This window comes from Neorhizobium sp. IRS_2294 (assembly GCF_050500145.1).
Classification (GTDB): Bacteria; Pseudomonadota; Alphaproteobacteria; order Rhizobiales; family Rhizobiaceae; genus Neorhizobium; species Neorhizobium soli.
Genome location: NZ_CP191440.1, coordinates 56,107 through 81,681, shown reverse-complemented (window position 1 = coordinate 81,681; position 25,575 = coordinate 56,107). Strand labels below are relative to the sequence as shown.

General features: G+C 61.4%; 21 protein-coding genes. 4 read left to right on the top strand and 17 right to left on the bottom strand.

Annotation, left to right across the window (positions count from 1 at the left end):
* The first annotated feature begins 126 nt into the window (after window positions 1-126).
* Together ACQY1K_RS17695 and dhaL are read left to right on the top strand one after the other, a co-directional pair.
* Window positions 127-2,196 (top strand): bifunctional sugar-binding transcriptional regulator/dihydroxyacetone kinase subunit DhaK, encoded by a 2,070-nt coding sequence (locus ACQY1K_RS17695; RefSeq protein WP_244508867.1) that lies wholly within the window; start codon window positions 127-129, stop codon window positions 2,194-2,196.
* A 43-nt stretch (window positions 2,197-2,239) separates the two neighbouring features.
* Window positions 2,240-2,884 (top strand): dihydroxyacetone kinase subunit DhaL, encoded by a 645-nt coding sequence (gene dhaL / locus ACQY1K_RS17690; RefSeq protein ID WP_430260577.1) that lies wholly within the window; start codon window positions 2,240-2,242, stop codon window positions 2,882-2,884.
* A 220-nt stretch (window positions 2,885-3,104) separates the two neighbouring features.
* Here the strand turns inward: dhaL and ACQY1K_RS17685 are convergent, their stop codons facing one another.
* From ACQY1K_RS17685 to ACQY1K_RS17660, 6 genes are all read right to left on the bottom strand, one after another.
* Window positions 3,105-4,208, bottom strand: coding sequence for an FAD-dependent oxidoreductase (locus ACQY1K_RS17685; RefSeq protein WP_209899624.1), 1,104 nt, complete (start codon window positions 4,206-4,208; stop codon window positions 3,105-3,107).
* Entirely contained in the window at window positions 4,201-4,875 is a 675-nt protein-coding gene (locus ACQY1K_RS17680) for an ATP-binding cassette domain-containing protein (protein WP_430259956.1), read from the bottom strand. Before ACQY1K_RS17680 ends, ACQY1K_RS17685 begins: the two co-directional genes overlap by 8 nt.
* Entirely contained in the window at window positions 4,875-6,563 is a 1,689-nt protein-coding gene (locus ACQY1K_RS17675; protein WP_430260575.1) for an ABC transporter permease, read from the bottom strand. Before ACQY1K_RS17675 ends, ACQY1K_RS17680 begins: the two co-directional genes overlap by 1 nt.
* A gap of 42 nt (window positions 6,564-6,605) precedes the next feature.
* Window positions 6,606-7,835 (bottom strand): ABC transporter substrate-binding protein, encoded by a 1,230-nt coding sequence (locus tag ACQY1K_RS17670; protein WP_430259954.1) that lies wholly within the window; start codon window positions 7,833-7,835, stop codon window positions 6,606-6,608.
* Window positions 7,836-7,922: 87 nt separating this feature from the next.
* A complete protein-coding gene (locus ACQY1K_RS17665) occupies window positions 7,923-8,168 on the bottom strand; it encodes a zf-HC2 domain-containing protein (RefSeq protein WP_092662804.1) in 246 nt (81 codons plus the stop codon).
* Window positions 8,169-8,203: 35 nt separating this feature from the next.
* The gene (locus ACQY1K_RS17660; protein WP_430259952.1) at window positions 8,204-8,995 is read right to left on the bottom strand and encodes a TVP38/TMEM64 family protein; all 792 of its coding nucleotides are present in this window, start codon (window positions 8,993-8,995) and stop codon (window positions 8,204-8,206) included.
* Between the two features lie 154 nt (window positions 8,996-9,149).
* On the opposite strand from ACQY1K_RS17660, the gene ACQY1K_RS17655 reads away from it, so the two are divergent.
* Window positions 9,150-9,758: an RNA polymerase sigma factor gene (locus ACQY1K_RS17655; RefSeq protein WP_430259950.1), complete on the top strand. Its 609-nt coding sequence runs from the start codon at window positions 9,150-9,152 to the stop codon at window positions 9,756-9,758.
* 17 nt (window positions 9,759-9,775) lie between these two features.
* On the opposite strand, the gene ACQY1K_RS17650 is transcribed toward ACQY1K_RS17655, so the two are convergent.
* The 4 genes from ACQY1K_RS17650 to ACQY1K_RS17635 all read right to left on the bottom strand — a co-directional run bounded on the left by ACQY1K_RS17650 (window position 9,776) and on the right by ACQY1K_RS17635 (window position 15,559).
* Window positions 9,776-10,393 (bottom strand): CDP-alcohol phosphatidyltransferase family protein, encoded by a 618-nt coding sequence (locus tag ACQY1K_RS17650; protein ID WP_430259948.1) that lies wholly within the window; start codon window positions 10,391-10,393, stop codon window positions 9,776-9,778.
* Window positions 10,390-11,892: a dihydrolipoyl dehydrogenase family protein gene (locus ACQY1K_RS17645; RefSeq protein ID WP_430259946.1), complete on the bottom strand. Its 1,503-nt coding sequence runs from the start codon at window positions 11,890-11,892 to the stop codon at window positions 10,390-10,392. The genes ACQY1K_RS17650 and ACQY1K_RS17645 overlap by 4 nt, the downstream gene beginning before the upstream one ends.
* A gap of 164 nt (window positions 11,893-12,056) precedes the next feature.
* Window positions 12,057-13,316, bottom strand: coding sequence for a DUF2254 domain-containing protein (locus ACQY1K_RS17640; protein WP_062577753.1), 1,260 nt, complete (start codon window positions 13,314-13,316; stop codon window positions 12,057-12,059).
* Window positions 13,317-13,570: 254 nt separating this feature from the next.
* Window positions 13,571-15,559 (bottom strand): BCCT family transporter, encoded by a 1,989-nt coding sequence (locus ACQY1K_RS17635; RefSeq protein WP_430259944.1) that lies wholly within the window; start codon window positions 15,557-15,559, stop codon window positions 13,571-13,573.
* Between the two features lie 985 nt (window positions 15,560-16,544).
* Here ACQY1K_RS17635 and treS point away from each other — a divergent pair.
* Window positions 16,545-18,611, top strand: coding sequence for a maltose alpha-D-glucosyltransferase (gene treS, locus ACQY1K_RS17630; RefSeq protein WP_430259942.1), 2,067 nt, complete (start codon window positions 16,545-16,547; stop codon window positions 18,609-18,611).
* A gap of 210 nt (window positions 18,612-18,821) precedes the next feature.
* On the opposite strand, the gene ACQY1K_RS17625 is transcribed toward treS, so the two are convergent.
* The 7 genes from ACQY1K_RS17625 to ACQY1K_RS17595 all read right to left on the bottom strand — a co-directional run bounded on the left by ACQY1K_RS17625 (window position 18,822) and on the right by ACQY1K_RS17595 (window position 25,553).
* Window positions 18,822-19,943, bottom strand: coding sequence for an ABC transporter ATP-binding protein (locus ACQY1K_RS17625; protein WP_430259940.1), 1,122 nt, complete (start codon window positions 19,941-19,943; stop codon window positions 18,822-18,824).
* Window positions 19,944-20,064: 121 nt separating this feature from the next.
* Window positions 20,065-20,901 (bottom strand): carbohydrate ABC transporter permease, encoded by an 837-nt coding sequence (locus ACQY1K_RS17620; protein WP_430259938.1) that lies wholly within the window; start codon window positions 20,899-20,901, stop codon window positions 20,065-20,067.
* Complete coding sequence (locus ACQY1K_RS17615; protein WP_430259936.1) at window positions 20,891-21,811, bottom strand: carbohydrate ABC transporter permease; 921 nt, start codon at window positions 21,809-21,811, stop codon at window positions 20,891-20,893. The genes ACQY1K_RS17620 and ACQY1K_RS17615 overlap by 11 nt, the downstream gene beginning before the upstream one ends.
* Window positions 21,812-21,887: 76 nt before the next feature.
* A complete protein-coding gene (locus ACQY1K_RS17610; protein ID WP_430259934.1) occupies window positions 21,888-22,607 on the bottom strand; it encodes a tyrosine-protein phosphatase in 720 nt (239 codons plus the stop codon).
* A gap of 89 nt (window positions 22,608-22,696) precedes the next feature.
* Window positions 22,697-23,995 carry an ABC transporter substrate-binding protein gene (locus ACQY1K_RS17605; RefSeq protein WP_430259932.1) on the bottom strand — a complete coding sequence of 433 codons (1,299 nt, stop codon included), beginning with the start codon at window positions 23,993-23,995 and terminating at the stop codon, window positions 22,697-22,699.
* Between the two features lie 29 nt (window positions 23,996-24,024).
* Window positions 24,025-24,876 carry a metallophosphoesterase gene (locus tag ACQY1K_RS17600; RefSeq protein WP_430259930.1) on the bottom strand — a complete coding sequence of 284 codons (852 nt, stop codon included), beginning with the start codon at window positions 24,874-24,876 and terminating at the stop codon, window positions 24,025-24,027.
* A 41-nt stretch (window positions 24,877-24,917) separates the two neighbouring features.
* On the bottom strand, window positions 24,918-25,553 hold the full coding sequence (locus ACQY1K_RS17595; RefSeq protein ID WP_174197842.1) for a TetR/AcrR family transcriptional regulator: 636 nt from the start codon (window positions 25,551-25,553) through the stop codon (window positions 24,918-24,920).
* Window positions 25,554-25,575 lie beyond the last annotated feature (22 nt).

Genomic DNA, 25,575 nt, shown 5'->3' with positions numbered 1-25,575 from the left:
AATAAGAAGCCAACGTCGATAAATTGTCCTAAAAAATTCCGGCGGTCCGGATAGCTCGGCCCCGTATCGACTGTCGGAGCACGTTTCGGATTGACACCAGTGAAGACACAGCAGTCCGGCAATGCGATGATCGGCACCAACGATGTCGAACACGCCCGCGAGGGCATGTCTCTGAGATATGGCGACGACCCCCTCGTCTGGGCCTGCTGGCTTTATTACGAGGATGGTCTTACCCAAGGCGATATTGCTGCCACGATGGGTGTGTCGCGCGCCACGGTGAACAACTATCTCGCAGAGGCGCGTGAGCGCGGCATCGTCAACATCGCCATCGAACCCGCCCGGCTTGCGTCACTGACCATCGCGCGCGAACTCAAGCGGCATTTCGGGCTCGTCGACTGTCTTGTCGTCCCCAGCGAAGAAACCGGCAAATCGCTGATCGAACGGATCGGTGCTGCCGGCGGCCAGGCATTGCAGCGTCTGATCAAGTCGGGCGATACGGTCGCCGTTTCCTGGGGGCGCACAATGCTTGCGATCGGCGAAGCTGCCCATGTTCCCGGATTGCAGGATGTCACGGTCATTCAGGCGGCGGGCGGAACACGGGCAAGCTTTTCCTATACGCCGGAGCTTTGCGCAGCGGCTGTCGCCGGGGCCGTTGGCGGCAGGCTCGTCAACATATCCGCCCCCGCCATCCTCTCGTCTCGAACGATGCGTGACGCTCTGTTAGAAGAGCCGCTGGTGGCCGATCAGTTCGGCATGCTGTCGCGTGCCAACAAGGCGCTTTTTGGCATCTCGTCACTGAGGCCGAATTCGACCATTCACACAAGCGGCTTTTTCGAAGACGTGGCGCTGCAGGATTATCTCGCCAAGGGCGCCGTCGGCGCCGTCTCTGGCCGCTTCATCGACGGCCAGGGGCGTCCGGTGGCAGGGCCGCTGGACGAGCGCCTGATCGGCATGTCACTCGACATGCTCAAATCGGTCGGCCTCCGCGTTGCTGCGGCCGGAGGATTCGACAAGGTGCCGGCGATCCTCGCTGCCCTGCGCGGCGGCTATGTCAACGTGCTGATCACCGATGCGGCGACCGGACGGGGTATTCTGAATGCCGACGGCGTGACCGTGATCGACCAGATGCTAGCGCAGCGCCCTCGCTCGGAAAGCCCGTCTACCCAAGTGACAGGGACGCGGACGCGCAATCGCGTGAAGAAGTTCCTCAATGATCCGGATCATGTGGTTGAGGAAATGCTGCAAGGCGTCGTGCGGGCGCATCAGAAACATCTGATGCCCGCCGGAAAATCCAACCGGGCGTTGATTGCCAGGGAAGGTCCGCGGCCCGGCAAGGTCGGTCTTGTCATCGGCGGCGGCTCCGGTCATGAACCCTGCTTTCTCGGCTATGTGGGAAAGGGGCTGGCGGATGCGGTCGCCGTCGGCAATGTCTTTTCCTCCCCGCCGCCGATGCCGATCCTGCATTGCGCCCGGGCCGCTTCGGGTGATGCCGGTGTGCTTTTCGTCTACGGCAACTATGCCGGGGACGTCATGAACTTTGAGATGGCGGCAGAAATGGCCGAGGCCGAGGGCATCGCGGTGCGCACGGTCCTGACCACCGATGATGTCGCCTCGTCCTCCATGGAAGACCGGGACGGCCGACGCGGTGTCGCCGGCAATTTCTTTACCTTCAAGATCGCCGGTGCAGCCTGCGACCGCGGTCACTCGCTCGACGCGTGCGAAGCACTGACACGCAAGGCCAACTCCCGCACATTCACGCTGGGTGTCGCACTCGAAGCCGGCTCTATGCCGCAGACGCGCCGTCCGAGTTTCGAGATCGGGGAAGACGAGATGGAGTTCGGCATCGGCATCCATGGCGAACGGGGTGTCAGTCGCGAGAAGATCGAGAATGCCGACGCGATTGCGGACAAGATTATCGATCGCATATTTCACGAGATGGGGGCGGTCGCAGGCAGCCGTGTCGCCGTGCTGGTGAACTCCTTCGGTGCAACGCCATTGATGGAGCTCTATATTCTGTTCAGGCGTGTCGAGCAGAGGCTGAAGGCCAAGGGCATCGAGATCGAAGCAAACTGGATTGGCCACTACTGCACATCATTGGATATGGTCGGCGCCTCGATCTCAATCCTTCATCTTGATGACGATCTGACTACTCTGCTCCATCATCCCTGCGACACTGCGGCGTTGAAAATAGGGTAAGGCAGGGCTTTCAATGGCACAGTGCAACAGTTGGAGGGAAATGGTGCACGGAAACGATGCGCGCTTACTCAGCCGAATGTTCAACAAGATCTCCGATGCGATGGCCAAGGAGAAGGATTTCCTGACCGAGCTTGATGAGGCGATCGGAGACGCCGATCACGGCATCACGATGTCGCTTGGCTTCAGCGCTGTTGCGAGTGAGTTGTCGCGGAGCGATCTCGACAGCATGACTGCCGCCGAAGTCATGTCGGCTGCTGCGACCACGTTTCTCGATGCGGTAGGCGCATCCACGGGCCCGCTCTATGCGACCGGCTTTCTCCATGCATCCGATCGTATGAACGCACATCGACCTCTCGATGCCGCTGGCCAGGTCGCGATGCTGAGAGCCATCACAACCGGCATTCAGCAGCGGGGCAAAGGGATGCGCGGAGACAAGACCATGCTCGATGCCTGGATGCCGGCAGCCGATGCGGCGGAGGCGAGATCCGGCGAACCCGGACACATTTGGTCCTCGGCCTGCGAAGCGGGAGAATTGGGCGCCAAAGCAACGCAATCCATGATCGCGCTTCGTGGTCGCGCCGCAAGACTGGGCGAACGCTCGCTTGGCCATATCGACCCCGGCGCTGCCTCCGCGGTCGTGATCCTCAAGGCGATGCGCGAAACCTTCGACGGGACGGCATCTGGCTGACAATTGGGGGGCGGACAGCTCGATGGCTTTTGCGGGGCCTGAGTCCCATAAAATAGCGCCCGGGCTTCAGGTAACCGCATAATCCTCTCCGCACAGTAGTTTGTCGAAGCACCGCGCTTTCCCCCTGCTGCTCAGCGTCGGCAACAGAATGGTTGAGATCGTCCTGCCCGTTATCCACCTGCGAATAGATGAATCACGTCGGAACGAAAACGAAGTCGCTTCACTCCTGATATTTCCGCATGAAGCGGCTGTCGATGCGATGCTTCCAATTGGCCACCCAGCGGCCGGCCACGGCTATGTTCCACTTGTCGGCAATGGCCCGCCCGTCGGCGAGAGAGATCAGTGCCAGCCACTGCCGTTGCGGTTGATAAGAAAGCGGGGCTTCTCCGCAGAGGCTGCGGAGGATGTTCTCGGCCAGAACCGGTCCTTGCCGCACGGCAAACACGCCGGCCTTTGGACGGGGGCTCGGCAGAGATGCGACGTCGCCGGCGGCGAAGACATCCGGATGCGACAGGGATCGCAACGTTTCGTCCACGCAAATGAAACCGCTTCGGTCGAGGAGAAGGCCGGTCTTGCGCAAGAAGGCTGGGGCGCCGCTCGACGTCGTCCAGATGACCTCGTTCACAGCAAGTCGCCGACCGTCGCGGGCGACGAGCTCAGCGTCGTGGAAAGCGACGACATCGAACGCGGGGTGGTGGGCGATGGCCGCCCTTCGCAATTCCCGCTCCAACAAATGCCGCGCCCGCCGACTGCGCTCCGGAACCGGCTCCGCTGCCCGCCCGACGAGTATTATGCGGATGTCTCGTCCGGAAAACCGGCGTCTGAGCGCAAAGGCGACCTCCACGCCTGCCACCCCCTGCCCTACGACCGCGATCGTTGAGAGCCGTCCTTCTGGGGCCAGCGCATCGAGCCGGGCAAGGCGATCGGCAAAGCTTGCGATCGGCTTTACGGAGATGCCGGCCGATATGCCGTCGGGCAGTATAGGGGTGGAGCCGATATCGATCGAGAGCAGCCCGTAGCCGAGGTTTTGGCCGCTCGCGACTGAGACCACCCGGCGTTCCGGGTCGATAGCGGTCGCCGTGGTTTCGGCAAAGGCGCCGCCAGCGCGCGCGCACAAGGTCGCCAGATCGATGTGGAAATCGTCGAAACCGTATTCCCCCGAGATATGGCCCGGAAGCATGCCGGAATAAGGCGCATAGCGCGATGGCGAAACCAGCGTGATCTGCGCGCCGAGACCCATCTGCCCCAACAGGCGCACCACCTCGACATGGGCGTGGCCACCACCGAGAAGCACGACCGGGATTTTCGCGTTCGCCTCAGTCATGAGCTGCTCCCTTCATGCCAATACGATGAACGGGACCGCCAGCGGCCTCGGCATCCGCTTCGTCATGGGTGACAAGAATGACCGGCAGGCCGGCGGTTCTTGCACGCTCGAACACGAGGGTTCGCATCTGGGCGCGCAACTCCATATCGAGCTTGGAGAAGGGCTCGTCGAGAAGCAGCAATCTCGGCCGGGAGACGAGAACGCGAGCAAGCGCCACCCTGCCCTTTTGCCCGCCGGAGAGCGTGGCCGGGTCCCGATCCGCAAAATCTGCAAGGTTCATGTCGGCGAGAATGTCTGCCGCGATCTGCCGGCGTTGGCGGCGATCTCGCACATCTGCCGGAATGGCGAAGGCGACATTGGCGCCAACAGACATATGCGGGAAGAGCAGCGGGTCCTGGAACAGGATCCCGGCGCGACGGGCTTGCGGCTCCAGCGACAGGAGATCGACACCATCGACAAAGACGGTCCCTTTGGCGTCGAATACAGGATCGAGAAACCCGCCGATGAAGCACAGCAAGGTGGATTTGCCCGATCCCGAAGGTCCCATGACGGTGACGACTGAACCGGGAGGAACGTCCGCGGTCAGCGCAATCAGGCTGACATCACCCAGACGGATCAACACATTCGAGAGGGAGAGGCCATTGGTCGGCTGTCGCTGGAGCGTCATCAAACCCTCATATCCCGGCGGTTGCGGTGGAGCGCTGCGGGGATCAGCGCAAAGAGCGCAAAGGCGAGAAGAGGCAGGACAGTCTGCAGCAGGGCATAGACTCCGATGACACGGCGGTTGTTGCCGGAGGCTAGAGCGACGGCCTCCGTGGTGATGGTCGAGAGCCGCCCCTCCCCGATCAGAAGGGTTGGCAGATACTGCCCAACCGAGACGGCAAAGCCAAGGGCAAGCGCTGTCAGGATCGGACGGACCAGCATGGGCAAGCGGATCGACACGAGCACCGACAGCCGTGACCGGCCGAGTGCTGTCGCAATGATCTCGTAGCGACGATCGAGCGCGCGCCAGGGATCGGCGAGCGAGAGAAAGACATAAGGCAGCACAAAGACCAGGTGCACGAGCACGAGGGCTGTCAGCCTGTAATCGCCGCCACCACTACCGATGAAAAGCAGCTGCAGGCCGAAAACGAAGGTGATCTGCGGCACGATCAGCGGCAGGTAGAGCATCAACAGCGCCTTCTGGCTCACGTGGCGTCCCGTCTGAATCTCCCGCTCCAGGCAGCCGACGGTCAGCAGGATGGCCAGCAGCGTCGAGGCGAGACCTGTCACCAGTGTCGTTACGAGCGGATCGCCAATGCGCGGCAAGGCACTCATCCAGCTCCTCGGCGTAAAACTCTGCGGCAGGATATCGGGAAACTGCCAAAGACCGGCGACAGACCAGATGGCCAGAATGGCGAGGCCTGCGAAGACGGCTCCGCCGATCAGGCCGACGACCAGGATCGACGCGCGGCGCAGCAACTGGTCGCGAACGAACCGCCATCCCCTGTCCCGCGATGCGCGGAGCAGGACCGCAGCGACCCGCTCCAGCATCAACCACAAGAGCAATCCTGCCAGGGTGACGCCCAGTTGCAGGACGGCACCGGCCGAGGCGAGGAAACGCACGGACAGATCCGGATCGTTCATCCACTGGACGAGCCGGGTCGCGAGCGTGCCGGGCAGGTTGGGACCAAGGATCAGCGCCACATCCACGACCGAGGACGAGTAGGCGATGACGGCATAGACGGCAAAACGGATCTGCCGGTAAAGCGACGGCCAGAGCAGGTAGACGAAGCCCGCAATACGCCCATAACCGAAGGAGGCTGCAAGCCTTCGCGCAGCGGAAAGCTCCACCTGCGGCAGGGCCGCCAACGTGACCAGAAACAGGAACGGTGTTTCCTTGATCACGAGGCCCGCGATCATCGTCAGCCCCATCGGGTCATGGGGGATAAGAATGTCCGGCGGCCGATCAATGCCAAAGAGAGGCGCGACGAGGCGAATAAGGAAACCCGATGGCGCGATCAGGAAGGCGAGCCCGAAAGCGGCCGCCGCATGGGGCACGGCCAGGAGAGGCGACAGCAGATGCTGCAGGCGTGACAGCGTCGGTGTGCCGGCGTAACTCGCAACGAAGATCAGCGTGATGCCGAGAGAAATCAGGGTGGCGGCGAGGCCGGTTGCTACACTCAAGACTGCCGCTGTTGGCAGACCCGGTGTCGCCGCAAGATCTCGAAAGGGTTGCAGGCTGAGGTCATGTCCGCCGAGTGCGGGCAGATAGCCTAAGGCCGGCAGCAACGTGCCGAGGAGCCCGAAAGTGATCGGCAGGACCAGAAGGCTAAGCGTGACGGCAACCGCACTCCTCGGAAGAAGTGCGGTCATTCCGTTCAAAAAGGAGCGATCGGTCGCCTGGGCTGTCACAGCTCAGTTTCCGCTGGCGTAGCGCCGGCGCCATTCGACCTCGATGCGCTCCATCCAGCTCGCATGCGGCTCGGCAATCACGGGGCCGAGCTTGTCCGGCGCAAGGGTGGCTGCGCCGAGGTCGAGCGCTTTGAAGGCGGCACGATCCGGCTCCGGCAGTTTTGACATGGCGAGAACGGTCGGATCACCCCAATAAGTCGGGTCCTGCTTGCGAAGCTGCGCTTCAGGCGAGATGAGGAAGTTCGCCGTCACCAGCGCCCCCTCCTTCGCATTGGCATTGTAGGGAATGGCGACGAAATGGGTGTTGCCGAGCGTGCCTTCGGAGAAGGTGAAGGAGCGCACGGTCTCGGGCAATTCGCCGGCCTTGATCCCGGCAGAGGCTTCCGACGGATTGAAGGCGAAGATAATGTCCAGTTCGCCGTCGGCCAGCTTCTGTTTCATATCCGAATAGTTCTGCGGGAAGGTCTTGCCCGAACGCCAGGCTGCCGGATGCAACTGGTCGAGATAGGCAAAGAGCGGCTCGACATCAGCGTTAAAAGTCTCTTCGCTGACCGGCTTCGCCAGTTTGGAGGGGTCGGCGATCACCTCGCTCAAAACCTGCTTCAGGAAGGACGAGCCTGTAAAATCCGGTGGCGCGGGATAGGAAAACCGGCCTGGGTTCTTCTTCGCCCAATCGAGAAGCGCAGTCGCGTTGTCCGGCATGGCGAAGGCTTCGGTGCGCGCGCTGTCATGGAAGAAAACCATCTTCGCGCCACCCCAGGGGCTTTCAAGGCCCTCTGTCGGCTCGGTGAAATCTGTGAGGATGGTCGGCTGGTTTTCGACATCGACATAGGCCCAGTTGGGCAGCGAGCTTGCCCAGCCGGGGGTGAGGAGCAGCCCTTGCTGCTTCATCGAGACGAAGTTTTCGCCGTTGATCCAGATGAGATCGACCGAGCCGCCGTCATTCTTGCCGGCGGCTTTCTCGGCGATCACCTTGGCGACCGCGCTTGCGGTATCCTCGAGCTTCACCTGCACCACGCTCACCCCGTAGCGTGACTGCATCTCGGCGCCCACCCATTCGAGATAGGCGTTGATGTTTTCCGAGCCGCCCCAGGCGTTGAAATAGACCGTCTGGCCGGTTGCTGCCTTCTCGACGGCTGCCCAGTCGGAAAGCTCGGGGCCGGCGGCTTTCGCCGGAAAGCTACTTGTGGCTGCCATCAAAGCGGCGGCGAAAATCCCTGTCATCAATCGCATTCTGTGCCCTACTCCCTGAAAGTCGACCGCCTGACGCTGACGCGCTGCGGCTCCTGTTTGAATTACGTCTTCGAGATGCGCCGGGTTTCATGCTTTCTTGCCGGGACCCATTTGTCGTCGCGCGAGCGCGGCCGCAATCTCCTCGCTTGGCTCCGAATCAAACGTGGCGCCCGCCATTGCAGTCAGCTCATGGGTAATGCGCATTTGTTCGACGAAGGCCCGGCATCCCCGGCAAATCGCCAGATGTAGCCTGATGTTGAGCCGCGGCCAGAAGCCGAGATCGCCGTCGATCAGAAGGCTGGCGCGCTCGACCACTTCATTGCATCGAAACATGGCTCAGCCCTCCCCGGATGTGGTAAAGTGAACGCTCATTGCGAACTCCTGCGCTTGGCGATCTGCCGCACGAGCGTCGGGATCAGCGCCACCAGCGCCAGCGCGAAGAAGGCGAGCGTGATATCGCGCGTCACGAGATCCGAAATCTGCGCTTGCCTTCCGCTCGCCAGCGCGGCGACCAGCACACTGTCAACTCCCTGGCCGAGATAGGCATAGGCGAAAGTTCCTGGCAGGATGCCGAAGAACGTGGCGGCTATGAACCGCCCGAGGCTGATGTCGAACAGGGCAGCCGCGATATTGACGACGAAGAAGGGAAAGACCGGAGCGAGACGGATGACGAAGAGATAGCCGAAGGCATTCTCCCGGAAACCGTCCGCCATCTTCTTGATGACCCCATCAACCCGGTGGCGCAGAAAATCGCCGAAGGCCGAGCGGGTGGCGAGGAACAGGATCGCCGCACCGACCGTGGCACCAACAGCCACCAGCGCTCCCCCGATCATCCAGCCGAAGAGGAAACCACCGAAGATGGTCAGCACGGACGCTGCCGGAAACGAGAAGGCGACGGCCGCGGTATAGACGAGCAGGAAGATGACCGCCGACCAGAGGACATTGGCGTCGACGTAACTCCTCAAGGCCTGCCGTTGTTCGGCAAGAAATTTGAGGCTGAGATAGTCCTGCAGGCCGAAGACATAGCCGAGTGCGAGGCCGGTGATGACGAGGACCACGGGCGTATAACGCCACCTGCTACCTTTGCCGACAGCGCCCTTCGAGGTGGCGGGCTCGTCATCCGGCGGCGCGCCGTGTTGTGGGGAACGGCTGTCAATCATGGCGGTTTCCGTGAAGCTGCGGCATGCCTTGTGGGATCGGATGTACCGGCGCGACAGATCCCCCATGGTCACTATGGCTTGATAGGATCGAATGCGGCTGGACTTTGAAGGCGATTGTTTTGCTAATGACGCCTGAGCTGGGGCTGGGGGCAGCATGGCGCAGGTGGAAGGTGATGATCGGGCTCTGGCGCTGCGTCTCGCCGACGGGGATGCGGCAGCGTTCGAAATGCTCTATCGCCGGCACAATGCCGCGATGATCCGTCTTTGCAACGGCATCGTCCGCTCGCGTGTCATCGCGGAAGACGTCGCGCAGGACACCTGGGTCACAGTGCTCGACCGCATCGATCTCTTCGAAGGGCGCGGATCGCTTGCAAGCTGGATCTACACTATCCTGATCAACAAGGCGCGCAGCCGCGCCAGACGCGAAGGCCGCACGGTGTCCTTCGACGATTTTGGTGTCGACGGCACCCTCAACGACGCGTTCGACGGGCGCGGCCACTGGCGCATCATGCCCGCACTTTGGGAAAATCTGACGCCGGAACGCCATGTCGAGGGTCGAAGCATTCTGCAGCATGTGGAAGCCGTCATCGAAACTCTGCCGCAGGCGCAACGCGCGGTGCTGATCCTTCGTGGCCAGCAGGAGCTTGATCCGGCGGAGGTCTGCACCCTTCTCGACATTTCCGAGGGCAATATGCGCGTACTTCTGCACCGGGCGCGGCTGACGGTGCGCAACGCGCTTGACCGGCTGAATGCGGATCTCTGAGAGGGACACGGCGTCGCTCATTGATCATCTCCGGAAAAGGCGACCCAGCCCTGGCGCCAGCGGATGACGGTCGTCACCCCGCAAAGCGCGGCAAATCCATAGGCAATCAGCGGGAAATGCCAAGGCAAGAGACACATGACGATGAAGACCGCGATCGTCTCGAAGCCTTCGGCGAGACCGCCGGCGTAGTAGATGCCCTTGGTGGGAAATTCCGGGGCCTCGCGGCCGAGTTTCGCCGCAACTGCCGAGAAAGCGAGGAAGGACGAGCCTGTGCCGACGAAGGACACGATCAGCACCGCTGCGGGCAGCGCATTGATCTCGGGCACCGCAACCGCGAAACCGAGCGGGATCAGCGCGTAGAAGACCATGTCGAGCGCGATGTCGAGATACGCTCCACGATCCGTCGGACCATGCAGGCGGGCAACCGCACCATCGAGCCCGTCCAGCGCCCGGTTCACAAGGATCAGCAGAAGCGCCACCCAAAAGTAGCCGAGGCAGAGAGCGGCGAAGGCGCCGAGCCCGCCCCCGAAACCAACGAGGCTGATCTGATCTGCACGAACCCCACGATGGGCCAGAAATGCAGCGACGGGCTGCAGTACTGCCTTCTGCAGCGGCAGGATCTTGGCGTCGATCATCCGCGCCTCCAGGTCTGGAAGCGTTCAAGCAGCGAGAGCAGAAACCCGTTGATGTGATTGCGGCGCCACTGACCGGCCACCTGCTTGTTGGCCTCTGCGAGCGTCGGGTAAATGTGGATCGTGCCGAGGATCTTGCCGAGCCCATGGCCATGTTTCATGGCGAAGACGAATTCCGCCAGCAGGTCGCCGGCATGCTCGCCGACAATCGTTGCACCCAGGATCTTGTCCTTGCCCGGCACCGTCAGCACCTTGACGAAGCCACGGGCGGCCCCATCGGCGATCGCGCGATCGAGATCGTCCAAGCCAAAACGCGTTACCTCATGCGGTATCTTCTTCTCACTCGCCTCGGTCTCGGACAAGCCCACCCGCGCCACTTCTGGATCGGTGAAGGTCGCCCACGGAATGACTGAGTAATCAGCCTTGAAGCGCTTGAGATCACCGAACAGCGCATTGACAGCGGCAAACCAGGCCTGATGTCCGGCGACATGGGTAAACTGGTAGGGCCCTGCAACATCGCCTGCCGCCAGGATGTTCGGATGAAGGGTCTGGAGGTATTCGTTGGTCTCGACCACACGATCGACCTTGATGCCCAGATCTTCGAGCCCGAAGCCCTTCAGCCTCGGGGCGCGTCCGACCGCGACGATGATCTCGTCAAAGCCGATGCGGAACTTGGCCCCGTCCTTCTCGACCTCGATCCATTTTTCACCGGCATCCGCGCCACAGGCGACCGCCTTGTGACTGGTCAGCACATTGACGCCGTCCGCCTTCATCGAAGCCTCGACGAGCGCGGCCGCATCCTCGTCCTCGCGCATCATCAGCCGTGGTGCCATCTGGATCTGCGTGACCTCGGAGCCAAGCCGCGCAAAACTCTGCGCCAGCTCGCAGCCGATCGGCCCTCCGCCCACAACCACGAGCCTTTGCGGCACAGAAGGTCGATCGCGGAGCCGCTCCCACATGGTGTCAGATGTGAGATAGCCGATGTCGGCGAGGCCCGGTATCGGGGGCACAAAGGCCTGGGCGCCGGTCGCGATGATGATCGCGCGCGTCGTCAGACGCTGCATGCCGCCTCCGTTCAGGGCAATCTCCACCGTCCAGGGATCGATCAGCTTTGCGTAGCCTTGCAGGACGTCGACGCCCAGCCCCGTATAGCGTTCGACGCTGTCATGCGGCTCGATTTCGGCGATCACCTTGTGGATCCGCTCCATCACCGCAGAGAAAGGCACCTTCGGCTCGACCGGCTCCAGGCCATAATGGTCCGCATGGCGCATCTGGTGCGCCACCTTTGCGCTCTTGATCAGGGCCTTCGAGGGGACGCAGCCATAATTCAGGCAATCGCCGCCCATCTTGTTCGCCTCGACCAGCGTCACCTTCGCCTTGGCGGCGGCAGCGATATAGGCCGACACCAGCCCGGCGGATCCGGCGCCAATGATCACCAGGTTGCGATCGAAACGCTTCGGCCGCGTCCAGGTGGATCGGGAAAAGCCCTCGTTCTGGTCCATAGATTTCGTCTTTCCACCCGCAATAGACGTTGCTTCAGGAAGACGCGCAGGAATCCACATTGTTACAAGGCTTCATCAAGATTTCCTGTGATGAATGGATTTTCCCTTCAGAACAGCGCTATTACGCGATGCTGGCTTCGCTCGTCACGCTTGAACAACCGCAGCTACAATCCCCCAACCGCCTCTGCCGCGGCTTTTACGCGCTCGAAATCCGCCGGCAAAGTCAGTCCATGTTTGGCCCGCTCAAGGGCCTCCCTCGAGTGGCGTATGGCATTTTCGCGATAGCGATCATGTTCAAACGTCGCGAGAATTCGCAGCACTTTCTGCAATCTCAGCCCGACTTCGACAACGCCGGCGCCGTCCCGCGCGATCGGTGTGAAGAGATCATCAAACAGTTCGTCAAGGCTGATCGCCGGCACGTAGACATTTGGATACGGCACTTCATGCTCATCCTCCCCTGTCGTTTCGTTCCAGACAGCCAGAACCCGCACTGTCCGCGTGAGAACATCGATCGCGGTACCGGGATCGTTGGTGGCCGCCGAAAGGGCGCGAGACGCAATCTCCGACAGAACTGCAGCGCCAAATCGCGGGTCCTGATCATAGGACCTGGTATCGCCCACCGTGAAACAGCGGGAGATTGCCGTTGTCTCCTCGCCGTCATCGGCGCCCTCGATCCACGCAACCGGCGTCGACGGATCCACAAACTGACCCGGAATCATGTGAATGTATATCTGCGCTTTCGCGTCGGTTGCGATGCCGGAAAGGGCGCCGGTATCAAGATGCTGCACGTACCCTATCCGATCGACAAAGACCGGTCTCGCCGTGGCCGGAATGGTCTCTGCAGCGCTTAACCGGCTTCCGCCGAGATACGGTTGCTTACGCCGGGACCGCATCGCCTCTACGGTGACCTTTTCCACTCTCTCGGTCGTTTCTGTGACACGCCCGAGCCTGGAAAGGTGGTCGATCCAATGCAAGAGCGTGACGACAATCAGCACAATCACGGCAACTGTCACAACAAAGAGAACGACGCGACCGCGGTCGCCGTAGGCGCCGGTGCTCAAAGCGATGATCCCGACAAGACTGAAGAGGAAGGAGCCGATGAAGGTCGCGAGCACGTTTTGCGTCGTGCTGTCCTCCATGACCAGCGTGGTCGCGCGGGGCGTGACGTTGCTGGTTGCAGCCGAATAGGCCGACACCATCGTGCTGAGAGAGAATGTCGTGACTGTCAGCATACTTGAGGCAATGATGCCTAGTATATTATCGACAGCGTCAGCGCCAATCTTCGTGGGAAGATCACCCGGAATGAACGGACTGGCGACGATGGCGACAAGTGCGGTGATAATGGCAAGGATGGAAAACAGACTTGCCCGAAACCAGATTTTCCGGACCAGTTTTGACAAAAGCCAAACCCAGCGTGACGTCATCGGTATTCTCACTCTTCTGGCTCATCGCGGGCCGTCTCTTGTCGACGTCTCAGGTGTACGCCTTTGCCTGCCAAGTTGGGATTAATCAGGTCGCCCGTCAGTCTGCCGCGACAGTTGGTGTCCGCTTTGGAGCTCAACCCACGTAGCGGGACCTAGGATCAAGCGTCTGCGAACAGACCGCCTTCCGCTACGATGAGCGTCGGACCTGTTATGGTAACAGGCGCGCCTTGCAACGAGGCCGCCCCCCATAACAGCTATATTCCGGATGGATGTTCTGGAGCACTGTGGACCAGCTGAAACTCCGGCGAATGCACCAGGTGAAGATAGCGTTCGAACTGCGCCAGGACGTCGCTGATGAGTTGATCGCGCGACATCCCCATCACGTCATACCCGCGATTGCCGCTCGAGAAATAGGTCCGCGCCTCAAAGCGAAACTCAGGCTCTCCGGCCCGCACAGGCGTAAAACTCGCGACGCGCTGCTTTGTGGGTGTGACACCGTAGACAAAGTCACGAACATCTTGTGCGGGTGAGCGCAGGACGATCGCTCCGTCCGTGTCATCGACCACCTCAGCATGCCGTCCCCTGGAGGTCAGTTCCTGCGCGACCTGATCAAGGGCTGGACGCACATGCGTGTCGATGAAGCGACGGACATCGGCTTCGGTCGCGGTGGCCAGCATCAGGGCCAGTCTCCGCTGCCAGGTCTGCCCGGATGCCGGCTGGGCAACCGGAAGTGTGGCGCCGTTGTGCGCATCGCGCTGTGCAAGGTCCTCTCGCATGCCCAGATACAGCGAAAGGACGAGACCGAGCATGATCACGGCAAACGGCAGCGCGCTGGCGACAGTAGCAGATTGCAGCGCCGTCAGGCCACCGGCGAGCAGCAGGCACCCCGCCACGAAACCTTCCATAACGCACCAGAAAACCCGCTGTCCTGTTGTCGTGTTCGTCTCGCCGCCGGCTGCAATGGAGTCCACGACCAGCGCACCCGAATCTGCCGAGGTGATGAAGAAGATCGACACCAGCAGAACCGCGAGCGTCGAGGTAATTGCCGGCAGCGGCAGATACTCGAAGAACCGGAACAGCCCGACTGAGACGTCATTGGCGATAGCCGCGCCGAGAGCGCCGTTGGCGATGCCGTTATCGATAAACATCGCCGTATTGCCAAACACCGTCATCCAGAAGAAGGTGAACCCGGCGGGAATAAAGAGGACGGCGACGACGAATTCACGCACCGTTCTGCCGCGGGAAATGCGGGCGATGAACATGCCGACGAAGGGCGACCAGGAAATCCACCAGGCCCAGTAGAACAAGGTCCAGGCATCAACCCAGGGCGTCGGCTCATAGGCGTAGATGTTGAATGTGCGCAGGACCAGCGTGTCGAAATAGAGACCGAGGTTCTGCACGAAATCCCGAAACAACAGGCTGGTCGGACCAACCACGAGAACGAATATCATCAACAGGATGGCAACGATAAGGTTGGTTTCCGACAGGATGCGGACGCCCTTGTCGAGGCCGGTCACGACCGACACTGTCGCCATCGCGGTCACGACTGCGATCAACGGCAACTGCACAGCGATGCCGATCGGAACGCCGAGAAGATGGTTGAGACCCGCATTGATCTGCGAGACGCCGACACCGAGCGACGTGGCGATCCCAAACATCGTGCCGACAATCGCAAAGATATCCACCGCGTGACCGATAGGACCATCGATACGGTTTTTGAGAAGCGGATAGAGGCCGGAACGGATCGTCAGCGGCAGGTTGTAGCGATAGCCGAAATAGGCAAGCGACAGGCCGACAACGGCGTAGATTGCCCAGGCGTGGATCCCCCAATGGAAGAAGGTCACGGTCATTGCTTCGCGCATGGCTGCGACCGAACGCGGCTCGGCCGTCGGCGGCGCCATGAAATGCGTCATCGGTTCACCGACGGCGTAGAACATCAGGCCGATCCCCATGCCGGCGGCAAACAGCATGGCGATCCACGACAGGAAGCGGAAATCGGGAACGGAATCATCCGGACCAAGCTTGAGCTGTCCGAAGCGGCCAAAACAGAGCAGCAGGACGGATGCGAGAAATATGCCGACGGAAAGCAAATAGAACCAGCCGAACGCGCCGAGGATCGATGCCTGTACGGCGCCAAAAAAAGCGCCCGCTTGCCCGGGTATGGCGATGCCGACCACCAGAAACAGACCGATTACGATGACTGAGCCGTAGAAAACCGGGGGGTTGATGACAAAACTTTTCATACCGCGGATTTGCCCTCCTGCGCTCCGACTTGCGGATCATTGGGACGGACGATCCCGCCCCAATCCGGCCGCTTTTCATGGAAACTAGGCGGCGCTCCTGAAAAGTCCACAATGACGACGCAAGCCGATGCCTATCGCAAATGACCATTCTTCGACCATGACGGCGAGACATGATACGAGACCGAAGTTTGCAATCGTGCTCCAGCTTGGCCGTCGTTACTCGCGAACAGCGTATGTCGGCCTTCGGTGAGGCGTTGAAACCCGCGGAAATCCGACATGGGAGTGCAAGGAGGAAACCACTTTCGCATTGGTGCGGAAAGGTTGCTGTGCTGAACAGAGTTGGTCGCATCAGCCTGGAGAATTGATACCTCCTTCGAGGTAACCTTGAATTGCATCCTCGACCCATGTCCAGATAGTGGAAGAGCGAGAACACTGCGCCCGAAGCCACCGGTTGCAACCGTGTTCAGATGAGCAACGGCAGCGCGCGGTTCGACTCTTAGCGTCTTTGCAACGACGTAGAATGCTTGGGAATTGTGTTTTCTGTTGATATATAGCCCAACCCGGCAAGGCTCGGCGGGAAACTTGCATCCTCCTCGACAGTGACGTCGATGAACTAAAGAACACATATTAGAGGTGGGCAATTTGCAAGTTTTGTTGCTTGCGGGGGCCTGATGGCGCAGCGATCTGAAAACTCGACCGCCTTAAACCCAAAGGAACCGTCGACTCGGTGCTTACGCAGTTTGCCGAGTGAGTGTGCCGGCAGCTTCGCTCTTTACTGGGCACGGCGAAACCTGGATTTGAGGATGTCGCGCTATCGGTGTTCGGACGCTTTGGGTGTGAGGAAAGCAAGAAGTCTGTTGGTAGAACCGACAACTCCGGGGTAAGTGAGGATGCAGTTTCCAATGGGCAGGCTCTTTTCGGGAGGCTTGCTACCTGCATCGGCCTGCAATAATCCCTGTACTCCCGCTCCGGCTTCGAGGCATTAATGACGCTACCAAGCAATGAATCAATCGAAGAGCTCGTCGCTTTGTCGATGTTGCAACAAGCACGTACATTTGCCGAGGCATACGGAGGGCAGTCGCGCCTATGGCAGAGGCCCTATGCAGAGGCGCGGCCTCGTGTCGCTTCATCAATCGCATCGGTCTGGATGACGGCCTATCCTCCTTCGGTAATCCCGTTGCCCGGCGAATCCGTTCTGAAGACCCTTGGCGACGCACATCTGTGGTCAGCCCTTTCGGCGATCGGCGTACGCGGTATTCACACGGGGCCGATGAAACGTGCCGGCAGTATGAAAGACGGCGTCTACAGCCCGACAATCGACGGCAATTTCGACAGAATAAGCTTCGACATCGATCCGACTTTCGGCACGAACGAAGAATTCGTTGCCATCAGCCGCATGGCGGCGGCACACAACGCCATTGTCATTGACGATGTCATTCCTTCACACACGGGCAAGGGTCCGGATTTTCGGCTCGCCGAAATGAATCATTCGACATACCCTGGTCTTTACCACATGGTCGAAATTCCAGAGGAAGAATGGCAGCGTCTTCCGGACGTGCCGGAGGGCCGGGAGGCGGTCAACCTGCCTGCCGATACCGTTGACTACCTGAGGGATCGTAGCTTGATTGTCGGCCAGCTCCAGCGGGTCATTTTCTTCGAGCCCGGCGTGAAAGAGACGGACTGGAGTGCGACCGGCCCGATTACCGGCGTCGACGGCAAGGAGCGCCGCTGGGTCTACCTCCACTACTTCAAGGAGGGGCAGCCGAGCCTGAACTGGCTGGATCCATCATTTGCCGCGCAACAGATGATCATCGGCGATGCGTTGCATTCGATCGACCAGATGGGCGCCCGTGGCCTGCGGTTGGATGCGAATGGATTTCTCGGCGTCGAGCGCCGAGTGGAGGGGCCGGCATGGTCGGAAAGCCATCCGCTTTCCGTGACGGGCAACGCACTGCTCGCTGGCATGATCCGCAAGGCCGGCGGGTTTTCGTTTCAGGAGCTTAATCTGACGATCGATGATATTGCCGCGATGTCGAAGGGTGGAGCGGATCTGTCCTACGATTTTATCACGCGCCCGGCCTATCATCACGCGCTGTTGACAGGCAATACCGAGTTCTTGCGCATGATGCTGCGGATGGTCCATGAATTTGGCATCGATCCTGCGTCGCTTATTCATGCGCTTCAGAATCACGATGAACTGACGACGGAACTCGTGCATTTCTGGACATTGCATGCAGACGATATTTACACCTTTGCCGGCCAGACCTGGCAGGGGCGTACGCTGCGCATGCATATTCGCGACGTAATACGCGAGCGCCTTTCGGGACCCAACGCCCCCTATAACCTTCCCTTTGTCACCAACGGCATCGCCTGCACGACAGCGAGCGTCATTGCCGCAGCCCTCGACATTGCCGACCTGGAGAGCATCGATGACGAGACGACAAAGCTGATCCAGAAAATTCACCTTCTCCTGGTGATGTACAACGCTTTTCAGCCGGGCGTATTCGCGCTTTCCGGATGGGATCTGGTCGGCGCTTTGCCATTAACACCGGCTCAGGTGCAGCACCTGATGGCCGACGGCGACACCCGCTGGATCGAACGCGGCGCCTATGATCTGACGGGTCAGAACTCTGGCGAGGAGTTTTCCGCCGACGGCATGCCGCGTGCCCGCGCCCTATACGGCCCGATTAGCGAGCAGCTCGCGCAGCCGGACTCGTTTGCCTCGCAGCTCAAACGCCTGCTGGCCGTTCGGGAAGCTTATGGGATCGCGGCCAGTCGACAAGTCTCGATACCTGATACCACCGCCCCAGGTTTGCTCATCATGGTCCACGAACTTCCGGATCTACGAGGCACGCAGGTGACCGCCCTGAATTTCAGCTCCTCGGCGATCTCCGAAGTCGTGATCTTGCAGAACGTCAGGCCAGGACCTGTCGTCGACATGATTGCGGAGTCGATCGAAGGCGACCTTACAGAAGATGGCGCCTTGACTATCAATCTCGAGCCCTACGAGGGTCTATCCCTCAGAGTTGTTGGAACGCTCCCGACGCTCTAAATGTCACGCGCCTATCTCTGCAAATAGCCGCGCTTGTGCGTTCGCTGGTGGGTCGACAACCCGCTTGCGAACGCGATACTTGACGGGATTTTACACGCCTTGGCCGGCGGTGATCCAACGATACGGGATCTCTGACGCCTACACCTGCTGTCGAGTGGCAACCGATCGCAGGACCACGCGGGCGACATTAAGCTGCCTCCATGCATCACATCACATGGACAGCTCGAAAGCGCTCGGGATGCTGCTCCTGGCGGCATGGACCGGCACGTCGACGCGTTGTCCTGTGATCCGGTCGTAGAGGTGCAGTGCCTTTGGCGGCAGGGTCAGCCAGACGGACCGGCCTTCCAGTTGCTGGTCTCCAGGTGGCAGGGTCGCCGCGATCTCCCGGTCGCCAAGGGTGCAATAGGCGACGCGCGAGCCACCCAGTTCCTCGACAAAATCGACCGTCGCCGGAAGGCCGGTTCCGGCAGTTTCACTCAGAAGGAGGTTTTCGGGCCGGACGCCAACGGTGACCGGAGTGCCTTCGGCAAGGCTTGTCCGGCCGATGCCGACCCCGCCAGCCGTCGCATCGATGACGAGAGCGCCGCCGGCCCCGATGGCGGCCGGGAAAAGGTTCATGGCCGGCGCCCCCATGAACCCGGCGACGAAGACCGAGGCCGGCTTTCGGTAGACCTCGGCGGGCGAGCCGATCTGCTCGACGCGACCGGCATTCATCACGATCAGCGTGTCGGCAAGCGTCATCGCTTCGACCTGATCATGCGTCACGAACACCGACGTCGCGTTGAGGCGCCGGTGCAGCTTCTTGATCTCGATGCGCATCTGGACGCGTAGCAGCGCATCGAGATTGGACAGCGGTTCGTCGAACAGGAAGACGTCGGGCTCGCGCACCATAGCGCGGCCCATGGCCACGCGTTGCCGCTGCCCGCCGGAGAGCTGCGCCGGGCGCCGGTCGAGATACTCCGTCAGGTTCAGGATCCTCGCCACAGCCTCGACCTTGCTGTCGCGCTCGGCCCGCGGCAGCTTGGCGATCCGAAGCGGATAGGCGATGTTCTGGCGCACGGTCATGTGCGGATAGAGTGCATAGTTCTGGAACACCATGGCACAGCCACGATCGGCCGGCTCGATGTCGTTCATCACCGTTTCACCGATGGAAATCGTGCCTGACGTGACCTCCTCCAGTCCCGCGATCATACGCAGGAGGGTCGACTTGCCGCAGCCCGATGGACCGACGATGACGACGAAATGGCCATCGGGGATGGTGATGTCGACGCCATGCAGGACCGGCTTGCCGTCGTAGGATTTTTTCAGGTTTGAGAGTGTCAGATCAGCCATCAGATGTCTCCCGGACGACGGTTGTGCAGGTGTGCAATCGTGGACGTGTCGCGGCCGATGCCTGCGAGAATGGGTCTGCCGCGCATCAGCGGATACCGGATTTCATGAAGGACTGGACGACCTAGCGCTGCAGGAGGACGTAGATGACGAGGACCGGCAGGCTTGCGAGCGTCGAGGCTGCCATCAGTGGTCCCCACTGGTTGCCCTCGGCCGTCATGAACATCTGGATGCCGATCTGGATGACGGAGTTTTCGGCCGTGCGGCTGAGCAGCAGTGGCCAGAAATACTCGTTCCAGGTCGAGATGAAGATGAGAATAGCAAGCGAGGCAATCGTGCCGCGCAGATTGGGCACCATCACCTCCCAGAGAATCCGCCAGTTGCGTGCGCCGTCCATACGCGCCGCCTCGATGACTTCCCGGGGGAAGCTGCGCATGGCCTGGGCAAGAAGCAGGATCGCAAGCGCCGAGACAAGGTTCGGCAGGATCAGCGCCACGATGCTATCGAGCAGACCCATCTGGGCAATCAGCAGATAGTTCGGGATCATCACCACCTGAAAGGGTACCAGCCAGGTCAGCGCCACGGCGCTATACACCAGCTTGTCGAGCGCGAATGTCCAGCGGGCGAAGGCGAAGGCGGCAAGAAGCCCGGTCAGAAGCTGAAAGGCCGTGGAGACGACGGAAAAGACCAGCGTGTTGACCAGCATGCGGCCGATCGGGATGGCCTCCAGAGCCTGCCGGTAATTGTCGAGCGACATGCTCGTCGGCCATAGGCTCGTCTCGAACATGGCATTGGCGGGACGCAGCGAACTCGCCAGCATCCAGTAGACCGGGAAAAGGCACAGGATCGACAGGAGGACCATGAGAACATGACCAGCCGCGGTGTCGAGGCCGGATTTGTCCGAGATGCGGCGAAGCGGGCGCGCCATCGGGCGGGGCGCGCGCAGGACGTCAGTTGTCATGGAAGGTATACCTGTCGATCAGGCGGAAGAGCACAAAGGCCACTGCGCCGAAGCCGAGGAAAAGGATGACGGCCGCAGCCGAGCCCCAGCCCACCGACATGGTGGAGAAGCCGAAATCCCAAAGGAGATAGTAGATGTTGGAGGTGGAGCCGAGCGGGCCGCCGCCTGTCAGCACGTTGATATAGGTGAAACTCCACTGCGCGCCGAGCAGGATCGTCATGACCACCAGGAACAGGGCCGTGGAACTGAGGAGCGGCAGGCGGATGTCGCGGATGATCTCCCATTTGCTGGCGCCGTCCATGCGGGCGGCCTCCACCAGGGAGGGGTTGATGTTGGCATTGGCGGCAGACAGGATCAGCGTCGAAAACCCGATCAGCTTCCAGCCGGTGATCAGGATGACGGTCCAGATCGCGGTGTTGGGATCGGAAAGAAACTTCACGGGCTTGAAGCCGATGCCCTGGAGCATCTGGTTGATCAGGCCGTAGCCGGGATCGAGCAGCCAGCGCCAGACGGCGGCGGCCACCACCGGCGCGATGATCATCGGCACGAAGATGATGGCGCGGTAGATGTTGCGCGAGCGCTCGGGAAGGTCATGAGTATAGATGGCGATCGCCAGCGGGATCAGCACGGCCAGCGGCAAAAGACCGAAAATATAGATCCCGGTATTGCGCAGCGACTGCCAGAATTTGGGCAGGGCAAAGATGCGCGTGTAGTTGTTCCAGCCGACATAGATCTGCGGCGAATTGGGCAGCATGTTCCACTGGTAGAAGCTCAGACGCAGCGCATCGACCAGCGGCCAGTAGATCCAAACCACAAGCAGGATGATGGCCGGAGACAGGTAGAGCCAGGGTGCCCAGCGCGACTGGGTCATCCGTCTGCGGCGGGTCGGTGCTTGTGTGGCCAGGGCCATTCTACGCTCCAGTGGGTTTGAAAGGCGTTGGCCTTTTCCGTCGGGCCGGTCGTGGCAAAAGCGCACGACGGGTGTGTTACGCGCACAGACGGTCCGTCAACGCGTCGATCTCCGCGGCGTTAAGACCGATCCGCGCGAGATAAGCGGCGATCCCGCCATGCGCCGTATCGAGACAGGAAAGGAAGGCTTCCATCGTCACGGCGTCGCTGGCGAGCATCCGCTCGACATGGTCGGCATCGATCCCGGCCGCAAGCGAGCGGGCGCGAAGCTGCGCGATCAGGCCCTCGGCGGAGGCGGTGAGCGCATAGTCTGCCACGATGTCGGCATGCGAGACGCCGGCAGTGGCCAGAAGCATGGCAGCGACGACGCCGGTACGGTCCTTGCCGGCGGTGCAGTGGAACAGCACCATCCCCGGCCGGGCCTGCCCGATGGCGCGAAAGACCGTGGCGAACTGCGCGCCACAGTGATCCAGCGCGCTGCAATAGCGCTCTGCCATGTCGAAGGGCTGCCGCACCATTGCGATCGGCGCCAGCGCGTCGAAGAGCACGATATTGCGGTAGGACACCGTCTCGTGGCCGATGAAGGGGTGGTCTGTGACCGCAGTCTCGTGCGGCCCGCGCAGGTCGATGACGAGCGAGAGATCATCGGCGACAAGCGTCGCCAGGCTCTCGCCATTGAGCGGGTGCAGCGCTTCCCCGCGCAGGATCCGGCGCCACTGCGTGGTGCCGCCGGCCTGCCGATTGTAGCCGCCAAGGTCGCGGATGTTGTGGGTGTCGGGCAGCGTCCAGTGACGCATGGCGGCCTCCTGCTGTGCTTCGGTCTGTTCGGCTTGGTAGAAGTGGGGGCGCGCGTCGTCGCGGATGCAACGCCCCCACTCGCGCGTGGTCAGGGCATCAGCGCCTGGGCATTGACCTGCGCCTCGGTCAGGGTCTTCACCACGTCATTGGGACCGAGCACGGCCTCGGAGACGGCTTCCTTCATCATCGTTTCTGCCTGGCGATAGTTCGGGCCGGGGAAGGCGACATTGGGGGTAAGGCGGGACAGCTGTTCGAGGTTCGGACGGATCAGCGGGTGCGTCGCTGTCCAGGGACCGAGCAGCTTCGGATCGTCGACGATGTTGAGGCGAAGCGGCAGATAGCCGATTTTCGAGGTGATGATGGTGTAGCCGTAGTCGGAGGTGAGGAACTTCATCAACTCGTAGGCGGCGCGCTGCTTGACCGGATCCTGCGAGAAGGCATAGAGCGCCGAGCCCGAATTGGTGGGCGCAGTCGGCTTGGTCCCGAAGGCCGGCATGCCGGTTACGCGCAGTTCCCACTTGCCGTCGGCGGATTTGGACAGGGAGTTCTGCAGGGCGCTGGTGTAGAGATACATGCCCAGCCGGCCGGCGGCAAAAGCCTCCTGCGGATTGGCCGGGTCGAGGCGGGCATGGGCGCCGCTGTCGACCATGTCGCGCAGCATCTGCACCGCTTCAATGCCATTCTTGTCGGCGAAGGTCAGCGTGTTGCCATCGCGGACCTTGCCGCCATTCGACATCAGGATCGCCTGATAGACGAAGGTGCCGTCTGTCGGGCCATAGGCGCCGGGAAAGAAGCCGTCCACGCCGGTCTTGGCGACGATGGCTTCGGCTGCCGTCTTCACCTCGGCCCAGGTCTTGGGTGGCGTCTCGGGATCGAGGCCGGCTTTGCGGAAGAGATCAGCGTTGTAGTAGAGGATCGGCGTCGAGAACGTATAGGCAAGCCCATAGGTCTTGCCGTTGATCTTGCCGAGGTCGACGCCACGCGGGATCAGTCCGTCGGTAAGGGCAGCGTAGCCCTTGGCCCCGGCCAGGTCCTCGAGCGGCTGTGCACCCAGATCGGAGGCAAGATAGATGAGGTCGCGAAACACCAGCTGGGCAACGTCGGGCTGCATGCCGGCGGCCATATCGGCCTGCAGGCGCGTGATGATGTCGTTGGAGGGAACTCCGACAGTCTTCACCTTGATCAGCGGGTTTTCCTGCTCGAACTTGGCGATCATCTCGCGGGTGGCGTCGGCACCGGCGCTCGCCGTGGCGAGGTTGTAGTTGTAGAAAGTGATGGTCACCGGCTTGGTAATCTCGGCGGCCATTTCGGCATGCGCGGCGCCGGTTGTTCCGGCGGCACCGAGGACTGCGGCGACCGCAAGGCCGAGGAAGGTGCGTTTTCTCATCGCGGGAAGCTCCTGTTGGGAGAAGTTGGTCATTCGGTGGCGCCCGCCATGGCCGCATCCTGTTTGTGGCGCAGCAGGGACAGGTCGTAGCGGTTGAGTTCGTTGCGGGTCTGCGGCAGGGGAACGAGCGCCATGGTCAGGCCCGAGGTACGAATGGTGCCGATCCCGAAGGAGGCGCCTTCGACCATGCGCAGGATGTCTGTCGTCAATATATCGGTTGCTGCATGCTGGCCCATGCCGACAATGACGGGGATGCCATGCCATGAGGAGAACCGGTCGTGATGGATATGACCGGAGAGGATCCCGAGGATGTTGCGGCCCTTGAGCAAGCCGGCCAGCTGCTGGCTTTGCCTGAACTCGATCGTGCGCCAGTGGTCCCACGGAACAGCGTCGCCCAGCACCGGGGCATGGTGGGCAACGATCAGCTTGGGCAGATCGCCGTGCCGGTCGAGCGCCTGAGCGAGCCAGGCGAATTGCGCCGGCGTCAGGCTGCCGCCGATCTCGCCGGGGGTCGTGGTGTCGAGCGTGACGATATGGATGCCGCCGATTACCTGGTCGTGGTCATAGGGAGCATCGAGATCGTTGGTTCGGTCAAGCATCGCTTCGTAGAACCCGGCGCGCGTGTCGTGATTGCCGATCGCGTAGACGACCGGCACGTCGGTGGCCGCCATCAGCAACCGCAGCTGGCGGTAGCTCTCGACATCGCCGCGATTGGTGAGATCGCCGCTGGCGATAATGAACTGCGGCTTCTGATCCATCGATCCGATCAGCGCGAGCACCCGCGAAAGCGTGGCCGAGGTGTCGCTGAACAGATGGCTGTCGGCGACGGAAGGATTGCCGACATGTAGATCGGTGATGTGGATGAACGTCGTTTCGACCATGGGGAGCTCCTGCGTTGGAGCCTGTCTAGGCGCTTCCCGTCTCAGCGGGATGACGGCTTTGAAACGCTGTTTGAAATCGGCGTGGTAAACATCGGCTCCGTTGCTGCAACAACGAGGGCAATGATGCTGCTGGCATTGCCAAGATCGAGCTGGTGGTCCGTCAGTTCGTCGGTGCGGCCGCGGCTTCTCGTCATCTGCGTGCGCACCCCGAGAAGGCACGAGATGCGGAATCCGACATCGACCTCGCTCAGCCATGGCGCGATTTTTCTGAAGTGCGGGACGAACTGGCGATGATGCTCGATATCCTCGACCATCGGCCGGAATATTTCCGGGTCGTCGCTGGATTGTGCAAGCGTCGTCAGATGACGCAGCACCCCGTAACTGGAATGGGGATCGAGGCTCCAGCGGATGGATGGCCCGACAAGCGCTGCGATAAGATCGCCGGCGCAGGCAGGTGCCGGATCGGCCCGTTGAACCGCCGCCTGAAGCAATGCCAGGCGCTCCGCATTGAGGCGGAGATAGACGCGCTCGGCAGCCGAAAAAATCAGGTGCTGGAGGGTTCCAAAATGATAGTTGACCGCCGCCACATTGGTGCCCGCCCGACAGGTGATCGTCCGCACCGTCACGTCATCGGGGTGCCGAGCAGCCGACAGCAGTTGCTCGCACGCAGTGCGCAATTTCTCTCGCGTATGGCTTGCT

Bases quoted from the DNA above. Each gene is read 5' to 3' on its own strand.
- ACQY1K_RS17615 (WP_430259936.1), bottom strand. From the start codon at position 21,811: ATGGCCCTGGCCACACAAGCACCGACCCGCCGCAGACGGATGACCCAG.
- treS (WP_430259942.1), top strand. From the start codon at position 16,545: ATGACGCTACCAAGCAATGAATCAATCGAAGAGCTCGTCGCTTTGTCG.
- ACQY1K_RS17660 (WP_430259952.1), bottom strand. From the start codon at position 8,995: ATGATTGACAGCCGTTCCCCACAACACGGCGCGCCGCCGGATGACGAG.
- ACQY1K_RS17675 (WP_430260575.1), bottom strand. From the start codon at position 6,563: ATGACCGCACTTCTTCCGAGGAGTGCGGTTGCCGTCACGCTTAGCCTT.
- ACQY1K_RS17695 (WP_244508867.1), top strand. From the start codon at position 127: ATGATCGGCACCAACGATGTCGAACACGCCCGCGAGGGCATGTCTCTG.
- ACQY1K_RS17670 (WP_430259954.1), bottom strand. From the start codon at position 7,835: ATGCGATTGATGACAGGGATTTTCGCCGCCGCTTTGATGGCAGCCACA.
- ACQY1K_RS17605 (WP_430259932.1), bottom strand. From the start codon at position 23,995: ATGAGAAAACGCACCTTCCTCGGCCTTGCGGTCGCCGCAGTCCTCGGT.
- ACQY1K_RS17645 (WP_430259946.1), bottom strand. From the start codon at position 11,892: ATGGACCAGAACGAGGGCTTTTCCCGATCCACCTGGACGCGGCCGAAG.
- ACQY1K_RS17655 (WP_430259950.1), top strand. From the start codon at position 9,150: ATGGCGCAGGTGGAAGGTGATGATCGGGCTCTGGCGCTGCGTCTCGCC.
- ACQY1K_RS17640 (WP_062577753.1), bottom strand. From the start codon at position 13,316: ATGACGTCACGCTGGGTTTGGCTTTTGTCAAAACTGGTCCGGAAAATC.
- ACQY1K_RS17650 (WP_430259948.1), bottom strand. From the start codon at position 10,393: ATGATCGACGCCAAGATCCTGCCGCTGCAGAAGGCAGTACTGCAGCCC.
- ACQY1K_RS17635 (WP_430259944.1), bottom strand. From the start codon at position 15,559: ATGAAAAGTTTTGTCATCAACCCCCCGGTTTTCTACGGCTCAGTCATC.
- ACQY1K_RS17600 (WP_430259930.1), bottom strand. From the start codon at position 24,876: ATGGTCGAAACGACGTTCATCCACATCACCGATCTACATGTCGGCAAT.
- ACQY1K_RS17610 (WP_430259934.1), bottom strand. From the start codon at position 22,607: ATGCGTCACTGGACGCTGCCCGACACCCACAACATCCGCGACCTTGGC.
- ACQY1K_RS17665 (WP_092662804.1), bottom strand. From the start codon at position 8,168: ATGTTTCGATGCAATGAAGTGGTCGAGCGCGCCAGCCTTCTGATCGAC.
- ACQY1K_RS17685 (WP_209899624.1), bottom strand. From the start codon at position 4,208: ATGACTGAGGCGAACGCGAAAATCCCGGTCGTGCTTCTCGGTGGTGGC.
- ACQY1K_RS17620 (WP_430259938.1), bottom strand. From the start codon at position 20,901: ATGACAACTGACGTCCTGCGCGCGCCCCGCCCGATGGCGCGCCCGCTT.
- ACQY1K_RS17625 (WP_430259940.1), bottom strand. From the start codon at position 19,943: ATGGCTGATCTGACACTCTCAAACCTGAAAAAATCCTACGACGGCAAG.
- ACQY1K_RS17680 (WP_430259956.1), bottom strand. From the start codon at position 4,875: ATGACGCTCCAGCGACAGCCGACCAATGGCCTCTCCCTCTCGAATGTG.